11 protein-coding genes are annotated in these 17,980 nt (G+C 33.5%); 9 read left to right on the top strand and 2 right to left on the bottom strand.

Annotated elements, in window-relative coordinates; translation table 11 throughout:
* Positions 1-178: 178 nt before the first annotated feature.
* The 8 genes from ABJI11_RS12855 to ABJI11_RS12820 all read left to right on the top strand — a co-directional run bounded on the left by ABJI11_RS12855 (position 179) and on the right by ABJI11_RS12820 (position 8,648).
* Positions 179-904 (top strand): hypothetical protein, encoded by a 726-nt coding sequence (locus ABJI11_RS12855; protein ID WP_348352871.1) that lies wholly within the window; start codon positions 179-181, stop codon positions 902-904.
* A gap of 225 nt (positions 905-1,129) precedes the next feature.
* The gene (locus ABJI11_RS12850; protein ID WP_348352868.1) at positions 1,130-2,587 is read left to right on the top strand and encodes a serine hydrolase domain-containing protein; all 1,458 of its coding nucleotides are present in this window, start codon (positions 1,130-1,132) and stop codon (positions 2,585-2,587) included.
* A gap of 190 nt (positions 2,588-2,777) precedes the next feature.
* Positions 2,778-3,164, top strand: a complete 387-nt coding sequence (locus ABJI11_RS12845; protein ID WP_348352865.1) for a hypothetical protein — start codon at positions 2,778-2,780, stop codon at positions 3,162-3,164.
* Between the two features lie 117 nt (positions 3,165-3,281).
* On the top strand, positions 3,282-5,582 hold the full coding sequence (locus tag ABJI11_RS12840; protein WP_348352862.1) for a TonB-dependent receptor: 2,301 nt from the start codon (positions 3,282-3,284) through the stop codon (positions 5,580-5,582).
* A gap of 6 nt (positions 5,583-5,588) precedes the next feature.
* On the top strand, positions 5,589-6,554 hold the full coding sequence (locus ABJI11_RS12835) for a DJ-1/PfpI family protein (protein ID WP_348352859.1): 966 nt from the start codon (positions 5,589-5,591) through the stop codon (positions 6,552-6,554).
* Positions 6,555-6,768: 214 nt separating this feature from the next.
* Positions 6,769-7,224: a hypothetical protein gene (locus ABJI11_RS12830; protein ID WP_348352856.1), complete on the top strand. Its 456-nt coding sequence runs from the start codon at positions 6,769-6,771 to the stop codon at positions 7,222-7,224.
* A 234-nt stretch (positions 7,225-7,458) separates the two neighbouring features.
* Positions 7,459-7,863, top strand: coding sequence for an OsmC family protein (locus tag ABJI11_RS12825; RefSeq protein ID WP_348352853.1), 405 nt, complete (start codon positions 7,459-7,461; stop codon positions 7,861-7,863).
* Between the two features lie 278 nt (positions 7,864-8,141).
* Positions 8,142-8,648: a hypothetical protein gene (locus tag ABJI11_RS12820; RefSeq protein ID WP_348352850.1), complete on the top strand. Its 507-nt coding sequence runs from the start codon at positions 8,142-8,144 to the stop codon at positions 8,646-8,648.
* A gap of 323 nt (positions 8,649-8,971) precedes the next feature.
* Here the strand turns inward: ABJI11_RS12820 and ABJI11_RS12815 are convergent, their stop codons facing one another.
* The gene (locus ABJI11_RS12815; protein WP_348352847.1) at positions 8,972-10,567 is read right to left on the bottom strand and encodes a choice-of-anchor I family protein; all 1,596 of its coding nucleotides are present in this window, start codon (positions 10,565-10,567) and stop codon (positions 8,972-8,974) included.
* 392 nt (positions 10,568-10,959) lie between these two features.
* Here ABJI11_RS12815 and ABJI11_RS12810 point away from each other — a divergent pair, with 392 nt between their 5' ends.
* Positions 10,960-16,980 (top strand): MG2 domain-containing protein, encoded by a 6,021-nt coding sequence (locus ABJI11_RS12810; protein ID WP_348352844.1) that lies wholly within the window; start codon positions 10,960-10,962, stop codon positions 16,978-16,980.
* A 169-nt stretch (positions 16,981-17,149) separates the two neighbouring features.
* Here ABJI11_RS12810 and ABJI11_RS12805 read toward each other — a convergent pair.
* A partial coding sequence (locus ABJI11_RS12805) for a M13 family metallopeptidase (RefSeq protein ID WP_348352841.1) occupies positions 17,150-17,980 on the bottom strand: 831 nt, incomplete at its 5' end.

The following is a 17,980-nucleotide window of genomic DNA, read 5'->3' as shown; positions in this document are numbered from 1 at the left end:
TCAGTGATCTATGACCAGACAAAGGTTTGCACGACAACACGTTTGCTAACAATATGTATAATCTATACTGTGCGATTTTCCGTCGGAAAATCTACGTATATTTAGAATGTTATCGTACGGCGGGAAATCCTACGGATTTCTAAGCCGTAAAGATTATAAATTAATCATTGCCACACATATGAGGAAACCGCTAACTTCATTTTTTGCAATTTTGGTTTTGACTTCAATTTTTTGGAATTGTAAGCAAGAAAAAATTGTTTCTGAAACTATATTTGAACAAGCTGTTTTCTATGAAATATTTCCTTCGATTTTAGATTCTATCTACGACGACAGCCGAAAATCTCCACCTCCTCCACCTCCTTCAGCAGAATTTTTTGACAAATATGAAAGTACCGATAAAGCTATTGAAGCTTATAAAAAGACTGATATTTATATACAAGCAATAAAAGACTATGAAATAAAAAAAGACTTCTTAAACCAAGACAAATCCTTAATTTATTTAGCTATTTCTGATTCTATTACTCGCTTTCAAAGAGAAGACTTGTATGAGTTAGTCAAACATTTTAAAAATCACAATATAGTTTTAGATTCTAAAAACATAGAACTAAACAATGGATTCAAAATAAATTTAAATAAGTTGCATTCAAACAACAGAAAAATTAAATTCAAATTTCAATCGGAATTCCCAAAAGGACGTGAATTCTGGAGAACGAAATATGATTTTTACGTTGGTGGGGAAATAGGGTTTAACAGAATACTATTTGACAAAAGCAAGTCTTACGGAGTTATTAATGCTGGATTTGGAATAGGAATTCTGAACGGAAATGGTTTTCGAGTTTTTATTCGAAAAGATAACAATGATAAATGGATTATCGACAAAGTTATTCATACTTGGATTTCATAATAAACAATTGTGGTAACACCATATAAAAAAATTGCTAGTTTTAACTAAACCAATGTTAGTTGCTCGTTTACTTGTGTCCGATTTTTCCTGCGGAAAATCCTCGCACGCAAACCCGCAACTATTCTTATGCAAACAAGCTGCAAAACATTTGATGAAATCTTGTAACATCTAACTTCAATTTTAGTCTTATGGTAACATCAATCAAAATCAATCAATCAATCAAAAATGAAAAACTTATTAATTCCAATATTTGGAATCATTGTATTATTTACATCTTGCAAAAAAAAAGAAACAACCAACTCCGAACAAAGCATTTTAAAAAACAGAATAGAATCCTACTTAAACGAATGTGATAAAAATGGGGTTTCTGGAAGCATTCTAATAGCTCAAGAGGGCGAAATCCTCTACTCTGGAGGACTTGGGCTAAGCGATCGAAATAGAAACACATCTATTACCAAAGAAACTATTTTCACCATAGGTTCTATTACAAAACAATTTACAGCTACAGCCATTGTTAAGTTACAAGAAGAAAAACAATTATCTGTAAATGATTCGTTAGGACGTTTTTTTTCTAATATACCTACTGACAAGAAAAATATAACAATTCATCAATTACTTACCCATACTTCGGGCATCTTGGGGAGTCTTCCTAAAGGAGGTGATTTTGTACCTATTAAAAAAGAAGCGTTTTTAGAACAGGTTTTCAACTCACCTTTAGATTTTACTCCAGGCAGTTCTTATAATTATTCTAATGTGGGTTATTCTTTATTAACCATTATAATCGAACAAGTTTCACAACAAGATTATGAAACCTTCTTGAATGAAACCTTCTTCAAAAAATTGGACATGAAAAATACAGGTTATTTATTACCTAATTGGAATGCAAATAATCTTTCTCGTGCCTATAAATGCGAAGAAGACCGTGGAACTCACATAGAAAAATGGAAAGCTAACTCAAATGAGGTATCCTATCACCAAAAAGGAAATGGAGGCATACTTTCTAATCCATCAGACATGTACACATGGCATATGGCTATAGAGGAATATAATGTTCTAAATGAAGCATCTACCAAACTATTAATACAGCCTTATGCTTTAAGTAGTATAAAGAAAGATATCTATTACGGCTATGGTTGGGTAATTTCTAAAAGCGAGAGAGATACTAGAAAAATTGCGCATAGTGGTTTTAATGGCGTTAATTATTCCAATTTTATTAGACTTCCAGACGAAAAAAATACGGTTATTATATACATGACCAGTCTAGTACGGTATGATACACGACGTTTAGGTAAAGAATTAGAAAAATTAATTTTCGAAGACAACTATCAACCTATAATTCCTAAAATGAATAGTACAAAATATGTTGCTGGAGAGGAACCTAATGAACGAATGGCTATTATAAACAAATTCGTATCCATTTTATTAAAAACAGATACTGAAGAAACTATAGAACACTTTATAAAAACAAATATTCCCGATGTAGGCAAACACAAAGGCTTTAAAAGGTATTTTAGTAATATGCAAGAAGAGTTTACAGATTATAGGTTGGTACATACTTTAGAGTATGAAGACTATACTTATGACATCTTATTGAAATCTAACCAAGGAGTCATTGAAGAACTAACACCTTGTTTTGACTTTAAATTCAATAATCAAAATAAAATTACTGCTTTTGGATGGTAGTTGAAAAACGTTTTACAACAATGTATAAAAAACATAGGACTTTTGTATTAACACCATAGTTTTGTGTTTATTTACTAAGTCCGTTAAATATAAACGAAAGTGCTTATTTACTACCCTACTATTATTATACAATTCCGTTGTATGTAATTGGAAAAATGAACTTTCATGAAATAGATTAACTAAAAATTAATTGAAAAAAATATTTTCCATTGTAATGATTACTGTAATGATATACCCATCTATTAATAAGATTGGTGTACTCATTAACTTTAAAATCAATCAAAATTTCATTGCTAAAGTACTATGTATTAATAAAGAAAAACCTAAATCAACTTGTAATGGAAAATGTTATTTAACCAAACAACTTAAAAAAGCAGAAAAACAAGATCAAAAACAAATACCTAATTCAAAAAAAGATAGAATTGAAATCCTATACTATTATTACAAAAACACATTTAACTTCTTAACATATAAGTATGCGTATACTCCTAAAATAAATACAATTTACAATAAAAAGGTATATAAATCTGCGTATTTATCTCGTGTTTTTCGTCCTCCAAAATTTGACTTTATTTAGAATTTGCAAAAAATCTAATATTTAAAATATTAGGTCCATAATAGAGTATGCGCTTTTCTCAAGTGTATATATTACAAAATTAAATAAAGAAATAAAGTGAATATTAAACACATTATAATGGCAATGTTATGCCTTGTTGTTACAAGTAACTTTGCCCAAAATATAGAAGGAATTATCACATCAGAAAAAGGCGAACCTGTACCTTTTGCAAACATTATAGTATTAAATAGTTTAAAAGGAACAGCAACAGATTTAGATGGCAAGTTTACTTTAATATTAAACTCAGGGAAATATCAAATTCAATTTAGTGCTATTGGATTTGCAACTAAAATTAAAAATATAGTTGTTACAGAAGAAAAAATAAATTTAGTCATTACTTTATTAGATCAAACAGAATCACTCGGAGAAGTTTTGGTAACTTCTAATAAAATTGAAGCAGACCTTCAAAAAACACCTTTAGCAGTAACTGCTTTAAATGCAAAACAATTAAAAGAATATCGTGTTTGGTCTATAAGTGATTTAACAGCTTTAGCTCCAAGTGCTTTTACTATAGAACATGGAAATAGTACTGGATCTAATTTTCTTAATTTTCGTGGAGCTATGGGCTTTACTAACGAGCAATCTGTAGCCACTTATGTGGATGGGGTTTATCAGTTCGATTTCTATTCTGCACCTTTAAACTTTAACAATATTGATCGTGTAGAAATATTAAGAGGCCCACAAGGAACACTTTACGGAAGAAATGCTTTTGGAGGCGTACTTAATGTAATAACTAAAAAGCCTATCAATAAAACTACTGGGTTTGTAGAAGTAGATTTTGGGAATTACCAACAGCAACGATACAGTTTAGGATTTAATACACCATTAATACAAGATAAACTTTTTGTAAATGCCGGACTTCAATTAAATAAACGAGGTGCTGTATATGAAAACCCAACTTTAGATACCAAAAATTTTGATGGTAAAGAAGCGTATAGTGGAAACTTAAACCTGAAATATATTGTATCTGATAAGTGGACGTTAGATTTTACATCAAGATATGAAAATAACAAAGATAAAGGGGCATATCCATGGGTTGCTACAGACAGTATCGCTTTAAATGATCCCTATAAAGCTTTTGGTAACTATGACAACATAGAAGAACGAACAAACTTTAACGCCTCTATATCGGCTAAATATTATGGAGATAAATTCAATTTTACCTCTATTACAGCATTCTTAGATTATGAAAATGGGTTTGAAGATAAATATGATTTCGATTTCACTTCGGCTAAGCTCATTAGTGGAGATACTTGGAATAAACAAAATCAAATTACACAAGAGTTTCGTTTTACTTCTCCTGCAAACGAAAGTAAATTAAATTGGACTGCAGGATCGTACTTATTTTTAGACAAGTCAAAAAGTAAATACACAACGTATTATGAAGAAGATTTTGCGTTATTCGACCCAACTGCACCATATTCTAACACGACCAATGGTGTTAAAGATAATATGGGTATTGCATTTTTTGGTCAAGCCAACTATGCGATAACTCAAAAACTAGATGTCACTTTGGGAGCGCGTTATGATATTGAACATCGCAAACTCACTCAAAACTCGAGCTACGAAAAAGATGAGGAGGTAACCGTTTTGTCTATAGATAGCTCAGACGAAAAAACGTTTCAGGCATTCACTCCAAAATTCATTTTAAATTATCAATTAACAGACGATTCCATTCTATATGGTTCTTATGCTAAAGGGTTTAGAATAGGTGGTTTTAATTTTGGCAATGATATAAATCCAACTTACAATCCTGAACGTTCTGATAATTATGATATTGGGATTAAAAACAATTTATGGAATAACAAGCTAAAGGTGAATTTAACGGCGTTCTATTTTCAACAAAAAGACCAGCAGTTAACCACTACTACAGATGGAGCTGTTTATGCAACCGAGAATATTGGTGATATGAATAATTATGGTTTAGAGATAGAAGTTTCTGTACTTCCTTTAAAAAATTTACAAATAGATTGGACAGCAAGCACATCGCATAGTGAATATAAAAAACTAGAACTTTTTAATTCTACTACATTTACAACAATAGATTATAAAGGGAATAAAGCTATTTATACGCCAGAATATCAATCTATGATTGCCGCACAATACAGTGTTTCTTTTTCAAAATCAAATCAAAACTTAAAAGCTTTTGCAAGAACTGAATTTAAATATATTGGCGAATATCAATTAGATTTTGAAAATAGTAATAGTCAAGAAGCATTTAGTATACTTAATACACGATTTGGAATTTCTAGCAACCATATAGATCTTGCTTTTTGGGTACGTAATCTTACCGACAAAAGGTATCTATCTTGGGGATATGGATCTTATATGCTTGGTAGCCCTAGAATGTGGGGTGTAACGCTAACTACTAAATTATAAAAATATATGAAAAAATTTATAGCCGCATGTACATGCATTATTTTAATAATGTCTTGCAATAGTAAAAAAGAGTCTCCTGAAGTCATTATAGTCAATGATTCAAACGACAATACATCATTATTTCTTCAACCTAATACAGAAGTTAAAACCGTTGGTATTTTATTATACGATGGATTTGCTAATCTAGATGCCGTTGGTCCGTATGCTGTGTTTACATCTTTAATGGGAACAGAAGTCTTTTTTGTAGGTCTTCACGACGGACTTGTTGAAGATGCAAGAGGAATGAAAGTACAAGTAGACACAACAATTACTGATGTAAAACAATTAGATGTTTTATTGATTCCTGGAGGTTTTAAAGAAACTTACCAACTCACTAAAGATGACACCTTATTAAATTGGATTCGTGACATTGATAATAACTCTAAATATACAGCTAGTGTATGTACTGGAGCTTGGATTTTAGGAGCTACAGGTTTACTAGAGGGAAAAGAAGCGACTACACATTGGTATGGAAAAAAGATATTAGAAGAAAACTACGGAGCTAAAATAAAAAATACCAGGTACGCAAATAGTGGTAAATATTGGACTAGTGCTGGTGTTACAGCCGGAATGGATATGAGCTTAGCTATGCTAAGAGAAATTGCTGGAGATAATTACACTAAGATGGTTATGTTAGATTTAGAATACGACCCAAAACCACCAATAGAAGGCGGAAGCGAAAACAATACAGATAAAAACATAGTAGAAACCCTAAGAGCTATGTATGATAGTGGAATGACATCAGTATTAAGTCCTGAAAAATCAATTTCAGATATTAAGGTAGATAACAAAAAAGATCCTGTTTGTGGTATGTCTATTAGAACACACTTTAGCGATACATTACAATATAATAATAAGCTATATGGCTTTTGTTCTAGTACTTGTAAAGCCATATTTAAAGAAAATCCAGAGATGTACCTAAATACCAAATAATCTATTAAAAGTTCAGGTTAATTTGTAAGATTGATGTTTTAACGTTTATCTATATTCTTATAAATTAATCTGTTTTTTATGTTTTTCTAAAATATCTTTCTATTTATTAAAATCTTAAATATAAAAAAGAAGATTAATAAATTGAACACCTACGGTTTGTAAAAACTACTTACAACAACGTTATGCTTAATTTGAAAAAAAAAAATAATTGAAGATGTTACTAAAGATTTATAGGATACTGACATACATATTTTTAGTATTACTGATAGTTGCACTTTCTCTAAGCGCATATGAATATTTAATTCAAAAACGCAATGTGGAACTTGACGGGCTTTCAGTAAACGTTATTATCATTTGCCTTTTTATCATTGTTGGTTACTATCTCTTAAAAACAAAGAATATTTTTCTTCTAAAACCAAATGAGACTTTAAAGAAAGTAGATCTGGTTGGCTTTAAATTTGATAAAGAGACTGGAATTGGAAACTTTTTAGCTGGACTAGCAATTACTGTGGTCCCCATTTATATATTCCTTATATATCCTATTATTCCGCTAGATGCAAAAGAAATCCTCAGGATTAGCTTGCTTTTACTTGTTGGTTTTTATGGAATTTTAAAAATGAACTATACGATACATACTTTAAAAATCATATTTGACTTAAATAAAAACTAGTCTGCACGAGAAAATACGAAATACCAATAATACCTTTAGCAAATAGGGCGAAAAGAGCTAAATTTAAACACCTGGGCATGTTTGCTATGTCCGCCAAATTTAAAAGTACGCGTCAGCGAAATATTCGAAACTGGCAATTAAAAAAAGAAAAATAATTACAGAACAAAAAGTTTACCTGCCAGCTTTACTTGCCCTAGCTGAGACCTTATCTGTAACTATATAAAAACATAGATTATGAAATATTTCAGTAAAGCTAGTTCTTCTTCAAAGAATAATGCTTCCATAAGAATTAAAGAATCGGAAATTGCTTTTGGAACGACTCCTGAATCTGCCGATCATCTACCAAACCCTGCTGAACTGTTCTTAGGATCATTTTCTGCTTGTATTCTTAAAAATGTAGAACGTTTCTCTGTTTTAATGAATTTTGAATACTCAAACGCAGAAATAGCGGTTAATGCTATCCGTCTTGATAAACCACCCAGAATGGATGAGATAAATTATGAACTAAAAATTTACAGTCAAGAAAAAAACTTAAATATTGATTTACTCAAAAAGAATATAGAAAAGTTTGGGACCATATTTAACACGGTAAAGTCTGTATGTTCTGTTACCGGTGAAATTAAGCAAATAACAGAGTAAAAATTGCAATCATTTAATCCTATATCCCTGCAAATAATCAAAATATAACAAGCAACCCAATTGTTATGTAAAGCGAGGGTATCTACATGGAATATTTTAAATTTACAGCTAAGTAAATCCTAAAAATGCAGCCTTATTTATAGGTCAAATCTTAATGCCCTAAAGTAATTAATAAGGTAAAAATCATTATGTACTAACCATACTTCAATAAATATTCGCTCATTAATTAGCGACAAAAATTAAAACGATTTAACTTACGCTGAGACAAAACACCATTAATGAAAAAGATAGCAATTGGTTGCGGAATATTTTTAGTGCTGGTCATTGGTACGGTTACCTTACTGTTCTACATACTAACTAGACCTAAATACAGAGATGTATCTAAAGAAAAACCATTCTCAGAAATTTTAAATCAAAAAATAATCACTAAAAGACCTACATTAATTCTAGAAAATGATTTGCCTAGATATGAAGATTACGGTTATCATTTAGAAGATGGCAGTGGTTTTGGAATGGAATCAAGTTTAGAAGTAATTGCCAAAATACCTACTGGAACAGAGCTACAAATAGATAAAATAGAAATACATACTAATAGGGTTAGCGGCACATCTAGTGTTTATCTCTTTGGTAATGCCTACAGTAAAGAAAAGCAAGAAAGTTATGGTTTTCAATATACCTGGGGCAATTACCACACGATATACGAAGACAACCCATACTGGACTTTTGAACTTGCCTTTTGGCAAGATGAACCGTTAACTGAAAAGTATTATATAGACGTTCCATAACGGTTATTTTATGCCTTCATTATTTGTGCGCTATTTGCCACTGTTTATTTAGCATTTAACCAAAAAATTGAAGCGTACTTTATTTTAGTTCCAATCGCATTATTAGTACTAGTCTTTGGAATACTGCGTTTAGGGTTTCATCTAGAAAGAGAAAGCACCATTTCAGAACTAAAGAAAGTATTGAACGTATAGTTACTTCATTTTCTATAAAAATAGAGACACTGATAACGACATGAAACCATAGTAATTTGCTTAAAACTAAAAAACGCCAAATAATACTATTTGGCGTTTTCGTTTTCAAATATTCTCTGAAATAATGATATTTATTTCATCTCATAAATAGCAATGGTACTAGATACTTCATGAGTTGCAATCATTAAATAATTTCCAGTTGGGCTATCGTTTTTATCTACTACTATTAAGCCCTCTGGTGAAATATCAGCAGCATCATAGATCCAAGTTACAAAAACTGGATTATATGGATTGGTTACATTGTAAGCCAATATTCCACTTGTTCTTTCCAGTCCTACAAATAATAACGTTTCTTCACCAACCTTCAAAGTTTTTACGGCTTCTGGCTCAGCACCCTTGTCATCTGACCTACCATCTACTTCCCCTTCATCTTGGTTAAATATAGATGGAGCCAATGCCAATGTTCTTCTAGAAATTTCAGAACCAGAATCATACACTAACTGTCCGTTCGTATCCCATATAGAAAAAGAACGAGCACCGTACGAATATATCTGCTCATACAAACCATCATTATCTTGGTCTCCGTTTGCTGTTGTTGTTTTTAATCGACCTAGATTTTCATCTTCTTGCAATGCTTCAAAATCAGGATAAAAAGCAGGGTCTAAATCCAAATCCTTAACCCGCACTTCTTCAGAATACCCATCATAGTCCCTTGAATCGCCTTCATTAGCAGAAACAATATAACCGTTGCCGTTAGCTGAGAAATAGTCTATTGCATCGGGCATATAAAAACCTAAAACATTCCAGTTTTTTAAATTTCCTGCTATTCCGTCTTCATTAGATGCATCAATTTCGTTACCTGACACATTATGATTCTTTGTTCCCAAACCTACCAAACCGGAAATGGTTTTCGTAGTAAGGTCAACTATTGCCATTCCGTTATTTTCCTGTAAACCAATATATGCGGTGCTAGAATCGTCTGAAATGGTAACATACTCCGGCTCCACATCTTGTACAAATGAGGAAGCACCATCATTACCAAAAACTCTGAATCCGTTACCAGGATTTATCTGTCCTGCAAAAGAAATTTGAGTTGCAGTTTCCGCAGCTACTTCAATAACCGTTATTGAACCTTCTGGATCTACCGTATAATCATCATTGGGCTCACCTTCATTGGCAGCAACGATATACTCCCCGTCAGGCGAAAAAGCAACCATATCTGGTAACGCTCCTGCTACATAAGACTTAATCAAAACTTGCGTATCGGTGTCATAAGTATCAACAGCGCCGTCTAATTGCTTATCGTTATTTTCAACGGCAACCGCTAAAATACCATTGTTTACAGCGACGGAATTAGGGCTACCGGATAAAGCGATAGAAGCGCCTTTTACAGGGTTTGTTGCATCGGTCAAATCTAATACCGAAATTTCATCTTCTTCAGGGTTTACTATGAACAACTTTTTGGTAACGGCATCAAAAGCAGATATTTCTGCAAAAGCTTCGTCATTACCATTTGTAAACGTTCCTATTTTAGAAAAGCTAAGCTGATCAATAGTTATTGGAAATTCGGCATCCATACCATTGGCTCCCTCAGCACCATCGACACCATCTGTGCCGTCTACGCCATTAACACCGTCTACACCATCAATACCGTCATCAGCACACGAAGTAAATATTAGGGTAAACCCAAGAATTCCAATACAAAAAGGTTTCAATACATTTTTCATTTTAATACAGTTTGGTTTTAAGTATCAAAACAAATAGATTAATGTAAAGTTGGGGTTAACCGTGTCGCAAATAATTATTAAGAAGGTATTAAGTTCTTGTAAACAACTGCTTAATGCGTGGTATAACTATGAATAGAAATGGTGTTTAAATTTAAAACTCATCCAAAGAACAATTAAATTTTCTTTCCCTAACTGACTATACTACCCATACACCTCTACAATACTATTACATTGTTCCAGTAATTATCTCCACCAATAACTTAGAACAATCATAATTACCAACCGAAAAGGAGGTTTCACTCATTTTTGATTGTATATAAAATTACCTTGGCACAGTTTTGTATTGTAATTTTACTATGATGAAAAAGCTATTTGTAACTCTAATTCTATTTATGTCTGCACAATTTGGTAATGCCCAAGAACACAATTCTTATGATTCACTTTGGGATAAAGTTCTTGATTTGGAGGATCAAAACTTGAGCAAATCTGCATTAAAACAGACAGAAGCCATTTTTGAAAAGGCAAAAAAAGAGGATAATAACGTACAGCTAATCAAAGCCATTCTTTACAAGTCTAAATTTATCATGAGTCTTAAAGAGGACTCCAAATTAAGCATCATCAATGATTTTAAATCTGAAATTGCCGTTGCCGATGAACCAACCAAGCAAATTCTGCATAATTATTTGGCGAAACTATATTGGCAGTATTTTCAACAAAACAGGTATCGCTTTTACAATAGGACAACAACAGATGCAAAAGTAGATTCCACGGATTTTAGAACTTGGGATTTAGATACTCTTTTTAAGGAAATTGACTTCAACTTTACCGCCTCTTTACAAAACCCTAGTGTTACACAAAAGCTACCTATTTCTCAGTTTGATGTACTATTAGATGTAGAAGAGAAAAATAGAATTTTTAGACCTACACTCTATGATCTTTTAGCACATACAGCGCTAGAATTTTATACGACTAGTGAAAACAATATTAATAAACCTGCAGACGCTTTTGAAATTGATGATGAAGCTATTTTATGTGAGGCATATACCGCTAGTTTTTTAAATTTTGATGAAGGACAAAGTTTATCACTTCAGTCTAAGGCGCTCAACATTTACCAACAATTAGTAGCTTTTCATTTTGGCAACCCAGACATTAATCCGCTTGTAATGGTTGACATAGAGCGTTTACGTTATATTCACCAAAACGCTACTTTCAGCAATAAGGATGATCTATATGTAGAAGTACTTAAAAATTCAGCCGAGAATATAAAACATAGTTCCCTTTCTGGTCTATACACCTATGAAATAGCGCTACAATACCAACAATTTGGTCTCACCTACACTGCTGAAAATAATATAGAACACCAATGGAAATTAAAAGAAGCAATTGAACTATGTGATAATATTATCACACGATTTCCTAAAAGCTTAGGTGCACAAAAATGCGAAGTTTTAAAGGCAAAGATTCAAGACTACAATGTTCAGTTAACCGCTGAAAAACACATTCCCAATAATACGATAGGTCGACTTTTGGTGCAATACAAAAATGTTGAAAACTTAGATTTAAATGCCTATAAAATCACGCAAAATCAACTTTCAAAGCTTGAAGAAATTTATCCAGATACTAAAAGAAAAGTTTTTATTAAAAACCTACCTATAGCTAAGACTTGGTCTGCAGATTTAAAAATCGAGAAAGATTACCAGACACATAGCACAGAAATCCTAGTACCTGCATTAGAAAACGGAAGCTATATTTTAACGGCTGAATCTAAAGATGAAAAAATAGATGTATTTAGTTATACGGCTGTACAGTCAACAGATGTTGCGGTTATTGAATCTCAAACCAACACGCATCAACAATACCAAATCATAGAAAGAAACAATGGTAAACCTATTGCAGGTGCCGAAGTTGCTTTAAGTTATAGAAAAAACTACAAAGATGCACTTACGCGAGCTTCATATATCACCGATAAATCAGGTTTTATTACCATTGAAAAAAGTAAAAATAACTGGAACGATCTACACATTACGGTTAAAACTAAAAATGACAAAGCCTATTTTGGCGAGTACTACGTTAACCGAAGCTATGCCGAAAACAAGGAACAAATTAACTACAGTTGCTTTCTATTTACAGACCGAAGTATTTACAGACCTGGGCAAACTGTATACTTTAAAGGAATTGCCATAAGCCAGAATAAAGGTATTTCTAAAGTCTTGGAGAACACAAACATTAATGTAACTCTATATGATTTAAATGGTCAAGAAATAGAAACCCAAGTCTTGACATCTAATGAATACGGTTCAGTATCAGGTGAATTTATACTGCCAAATACGGGACTAACAGGGCAATTTTCCATTCGTACTACTTCAGACACCTATGGGTTAAATGGATACGCAACTATTTCAGTAGAAGAGTATAAACGACCAAAATTCGAAACTAACTTTGAACCTGTTACAGCAACCTATAAAGTAAACGATAGTGTAACCGTAACCGGTAAAGCTACTGCATATGCAGGCAGTAATATAACTGATGCTAAAGTAGTTTACCGGGTAAAAAGAGTAGTAAGTCTACCAAGATGGTATTATTGGACAAGACCGTTTTTTAATGGTTCATCACAAGAAATTGTTCAAGGAGAAACAGTTACAGATGCTCTAGGTAATTACAATATCACTTTCAAGGCTATACCAGACAATAGTATAGAAAGAGAAAACTTACCAACGTTCACCTATGAGGTTACGGCAGATGTAACTGATATTAACGGTGAAACAAGAAGTACAACGACTAATGTAAATGTGGGCTATCACGCATTAAACGTAAGACTATTAGTATTAGAGCGCATAGATAAGTCTCTAAAAGATAACAGCTTCAGTATTACCAGTAATAATTTAAACGGACAGCCTGTTGCTGCAACAGGAGAAGTAAAACTATACAAATTACAAGCACCTGAACGTGTACTTAGACCAAGACCATGGGCTGCGCCAGACTATTCAGGTTTTTCAAAAGAAGAATTTAGGAAGTTATACCCGCATGATGCTTATGAGAATGAAGACAATGCTTCTAATTGGCAGAAAGGCAAAATGGTTTGGCAATCTACATTTGACACCCAAAAAACTAATGAAATCAGTCTTGGAAAAACTAAAAATTGGACATCTGGAAAATATAGAATGGAATTGTTTTCAAAAGATAAGTTTGGGCAAGAAGTAAAAGATATCGCTGTTTTTTCAATCACGGATAATGAGCAAAAGTTAGCCGATAACCAATTGTTTAACGTAAAAACAGATAAAGAGCAATACGCAATTGGAGACCAGGCACAGATTACTTTTCTTTCTAATGCAGAAAATCTGAATGTTACGGTAATTGTAGAGAAAAACAAGGAGGTTTTTGAAGAAAAGGTCATTACGCTAAATGGTAATTCTAAAACAATATCAGTACCAATTACTAAAGATGATTTAGGAGGTTTTGCTATTACATACAGTTATGCATTTGCCAATCATTTTGAAGAGAATACTGTGAACATACTTGTACCCTACCCGTCTAATGAGTTAGAAATAGAAACCACGACTTTCAGGGATAAAATTGCACCAGGTGTTGATGAAACTTGGTCTTTTAAAGTCAAAGGACCTGCAGGTGATAAAGTGAGCGCAGAGCTATTGGCTAGTATGTATGATGCCTCTCTGGATCAATTTAGACCACACTCATGGTATTTTAATCCTATTAACCAGCCTTATTATTATTCTCGTAGAAGAACTAGCGCTTATAATAGTTTTACCACTATTAATTTTCAAACATTTTATCACCAAACCAGCTTTAACTACCCCAATCTTAGTTTTGATACTTTTGATTCCTTCGGCTTAGATTTTCATTCTTACGGAAATTTTAACGGACCAAGGGCTCTGTATAAAAGATCTGCAGCACCTCTGAAAAAAGCTATGATGGCAGATGGTGCAGAGCTAGAGGAAATGGTTATGCTTGAGGATTCTAATGCAAGTATTGCTAGTAAATTAGAAGGCAGAGTAGCCGGTGTTGAAATTACCGAAACATCACCTAAACCCGAGACCGAGAATCTAGATTTTGGGTCAGTAACTATTCGTAAAAACCTACAGGAAACCGCATTTTTCTTCCCCACCTTAAAAACAGATAAGGAAGGGAATGTTTCTTTCAATTTCACGACTCCTGAAGCGCTTACGAAATGGAGCCTACAACTCTTGGCACATACCAAAGAATTGGAAAGTACCATAACAAATCTGACAACGGTAACCCAAAAAGAATTGATGGTAACACCAAATGTACCACGATTTTTACGTGAAGGAGATGAAATTATCATTAGCACTAAAATTGCCAACCTTAATGAAAAACTACTTGCTGGGCAGGCAAAATTGGAGTTGACAGATGCAGTAACCGGCTCAGATATATCTAATCAATTGTTGGTCTCATCGCACACAACTTCTTTTAATGTGGATGCCATGGGTAACACACAAGTATCTTGGGCACTAAAAATTCCTGACGGCTTACAGTCTGTCCAATATAAAATCATTGCAAAGGCAGGTAATTTTTCTGATGGTGAACAGCATATGCTGCCTGTATTAACTAACAGAATGTTGGTAACGGAAACACTACCTATGTGGATTCGCAGTAACCAAACAAAAACGTTCACGCTTGATAAATTGAAGAACACCTCTTCGGCAACGTTAAATCATCACAAGTTGACTTTAGAGATGACTTCTAATCCTGCTTGGTATGCAGTGCAGGCATTACCTTACTTAATGGAATACCCTTACGATTGTAACGAACAGACCTTCTCTAGGTATTATGCAAATACATTGGCTAGTCATATTGCCAACAGTAACCCCAGAATTAGAGAGGTATTTGATCAATGGGCAAATTCAGATGCTTTATTGAGTAATCTGGAAAAGAACGAAGAATTGAAATCCCTTCTCATTCAAGAAACACCTTGGTTGCGAGACGCACAGTCTGAAACGGAGCAAAAGAAAAGAATTGGATTATTGTTCAATTTAAACAAGATGAAAAATGAGCAGCAATCAGCATTAAATAAACTTGCTCAAAATCAGAATTCAAGCGGTGCATGGTCTTGGTTCAATGGCGGTCCAGATAACAGATACATAACCCAACATATCATTTCTGGTATGGGGCATTTAAATCATTTGGTTACACCTGTTGCAGACAGCGAACAATCTGATATGATTATGGATGCAATTTCATATTTAGATGATGAGTTTGTAAAAGAGTATGAGTATATGAAGAAACATACTTCTAATATAAACAACGACCATTTAAGCGCAAATCAGGTTCATTATTTATACATGCGCAGCTTTTTTAAGGATATTAAAACCTCTAAAAAAGTAGATGCGGTAACTGCGTTTTATATGAAGCAAGCACAGAAATATTGGACAAAGAGAAGCTTGTATGCTCAAGGAATGTTAGCATTGGTTCTACATAGAAATAATGATGCAAATACGTCTACCAAGATTCTACGTGCTTTAGAGGAAAATAGTATTACTAGTGATGAATTGGGCATGTACTGGAAAAGCAATACCAGCTCATGGTTTTGGTACCAAGCGCCAATTGAAACACAAGCGTTGTTGATTGAAGCATTTTCCGAGATTCGCCCTACTGATATTGAAACTGTAGACAACCTTAAAATATGGTTACTTAAAAACAAACAGACCAACCAATGGAGCACAACTAAAGCTACCACAGAAGCAGTATACGCGTTACTACTTCAGGGTAGTGAATGGTTATCCGTTACAGATGCTGTTGATGTTTTAATTGGTGGAGAAAAAATTGACCCTTCCACTTTAGAAAATGTAAAGGTCGAAGCAGGTACCGGTTACTTTAAAACGTCATGGAATACGGCTGAGATTTCTACTAAAATGGCTGAAGTACAAATCAGTAAAAAAGGCAACGGCATTGCCTGGGGAGCTTTGTACTGGCAGTATTTTGAGGACTTAGATAAAATTACGAGCGCTGAGACTCCGTTGAAATTAAAGAAGAAAATCTTTTTGAAGAAGAATACCGATACTGGCGAGGTAATTTCTGAAGTAACCGATAAAACTACTTTAAAGGTGGGAGACTTTGTTAAAATAAGAATAGAGTTAAGAGCGGATAGAGATATGGAATTTGTACATATGAAAGATATGAGAGCTGCCGGTTTTGAACCTGTAAACGTAATTTCTAGTTACAAATGGCAAGATGGTCTCGGGTATTACGAAAGCACAAAAGACGCTAGCACCAATTTCTTCTTTGATTATTTACGGAAAGGAGTTTATGTATTTGAATATGACGTACGTGTCAATAATGCTGGCGATTTCAGTAATGGCATTACTACTATACAAAGTATGTATGCACCAGAATTTAGTAGCCATAGTGAAGGTGTTCGAGTTTCGGTGAGTAACTAACTTAATTGCGAACAGCGTGAAGTAATCTGTTTATGAGCTGACTAAAACCTACTCGTAACCAATAACAGACAGATTGCTACGTCGCGAAAATGCTCCTCGCAAAGACGAAATAGAATAAAAAAAGGGCGCTACAATGTAGCGCCCTTTTCGTCTTTTACTAAAATATAGTTTACCAAATATGAACTCTCTTTTCAGGAGCTAGGTACATGTCATCACCTTCTTTAATATCAAAAGCATCATAAAACGCTTGAATGTTCAATAAAGGTTGCGTAGCCCTAACCATACCCGGAGAGTGCGGATCGGTTTTTATCTGAGTTCTTAAAGCTTCATCTCTACTTTTTGTTCTCCAAACCGTAGCCCAAGACATAAAGAAACGTTGTTCTGCCGTAAAGCCATCAATGTCTTCAGGACGACCGTTTTCAGCGTAGTATTTTTGAAGTCCGTCATAGGCTCCTAACAATCCGCCTAAGTCACCAATATTCTCACCTAAAGTGAATTTACCGTTTACATATACTTCTGGCAATACCATAACACTATCATACTGTACCGCTAAAGCATCAGCTCTTTCTGTAAAAGCAGCTAAATCAGCTTCTGTCCACCAGTTTTTTAAATTTCCATCAGCATCAAAACGAGAACCGCTATCATCAAAAGCATGAGATATCTCATGACCGATTACAGCACCAATACCACCATAATTTACAGCTTCATCAGCAGTATAATTATAGAAAGGTGGCTGTAAAATTGCAGCAGGAAAAACAATCTCATTGTTCAATGGATTAAAATATGCATTAACCGTCTGTGGAGACATTCCCCATTCTGTTTTATCAACAGGCTCACCAATTTCTGAATAGTTCTTTAACTCACCCCATTTACCAACCGCAGTCATATTCTCAAAATAAGACTTGTCTGCAGAAACTTCCATCGTAGAATAATCTTCCCATTTATCTGGGTAAGCAATCTTAACAGTGAATTTATCTAACTTTTCAATCGCTTTCGTTTT

The organism is Maribacter sp. (assembly GCF_039968975.1).
GTDB lineage: Bacteria > Bacteroidota > Bacteroidia > Flavobacteriales > Flavobacteriaceae > Maribacter.
Note: the sequence above shows the minus strand (reverse complement) of the source record. Positions and strands in the feature narration are given on the sequence as shown.

Excerpts from the sequence above, each read along its gene's own strand:
- ABJI11_RS12855 (WP_348352871.1), top strand. The coding sequence starts at position 179 with ATGAGGAAACCGCTAACTTCATTTTTTGCAATTTTGGTTTTGACTTCA.
- ABJI11_RS12850 (WP_348352868.1), top strand. The coding sequence starts at position 1,130 with ATGAAAAACTTATTAATTCCAATATTTGGAATCATTGTATTATTTACA.
- ABJI11_RS12840 (WP_348352862.1), top strand. The coding sequence starts at position 3,282 with ATGGCAATGTTATGCCTTGTTGTTACAAGTAACTTTGCCCAAAATATA.
- ABJI11_RS12835 (WP_348352859.1), top strand. The coding sequence starts at position 5,589 with ATGAAAAAATTTATAGCCGCATGTACATGCATTATTTTAATAATGTCT.
- ABJI11_RS12830 (WP_348352856.1), top strand. The coding sequence starts at position 6,769 with ATGTTACTAAAGATTTATAGGATACTGACATACATATTTTTAGTATTA.
- ABJI11_RS12825 (WP_348352853.1), top strand. The coding sequence starts at position 7,459 with ATGAAATATTTCAGTAAAGCTAGTTCTTCTTCAAAGAATAATGCTTCC.
- ABJI11_RS12820 (WP_348352850.1), top strand. The coding sequence starts at position 8,142 with ATGAAAAAGATAGCAATTGGTTGCGGAATATTTTTAGTGCTGGTCATT.
- ABJI11_RS12815 (WP_348352847.1), bottom strand. The coding sequence starts at position 10,567 with ATGAAAAATGTATTGAAACCTTTTTGTATTGGAATTCTTGGGTTTACC.
- ABJI11_RS12810 (WP_348352844.1), top strand. The coding sequence starts at position 10,960 with ATGTCTGCACAATTTGGTAATGCCCAAGAACACAATTCTTATGATTCA.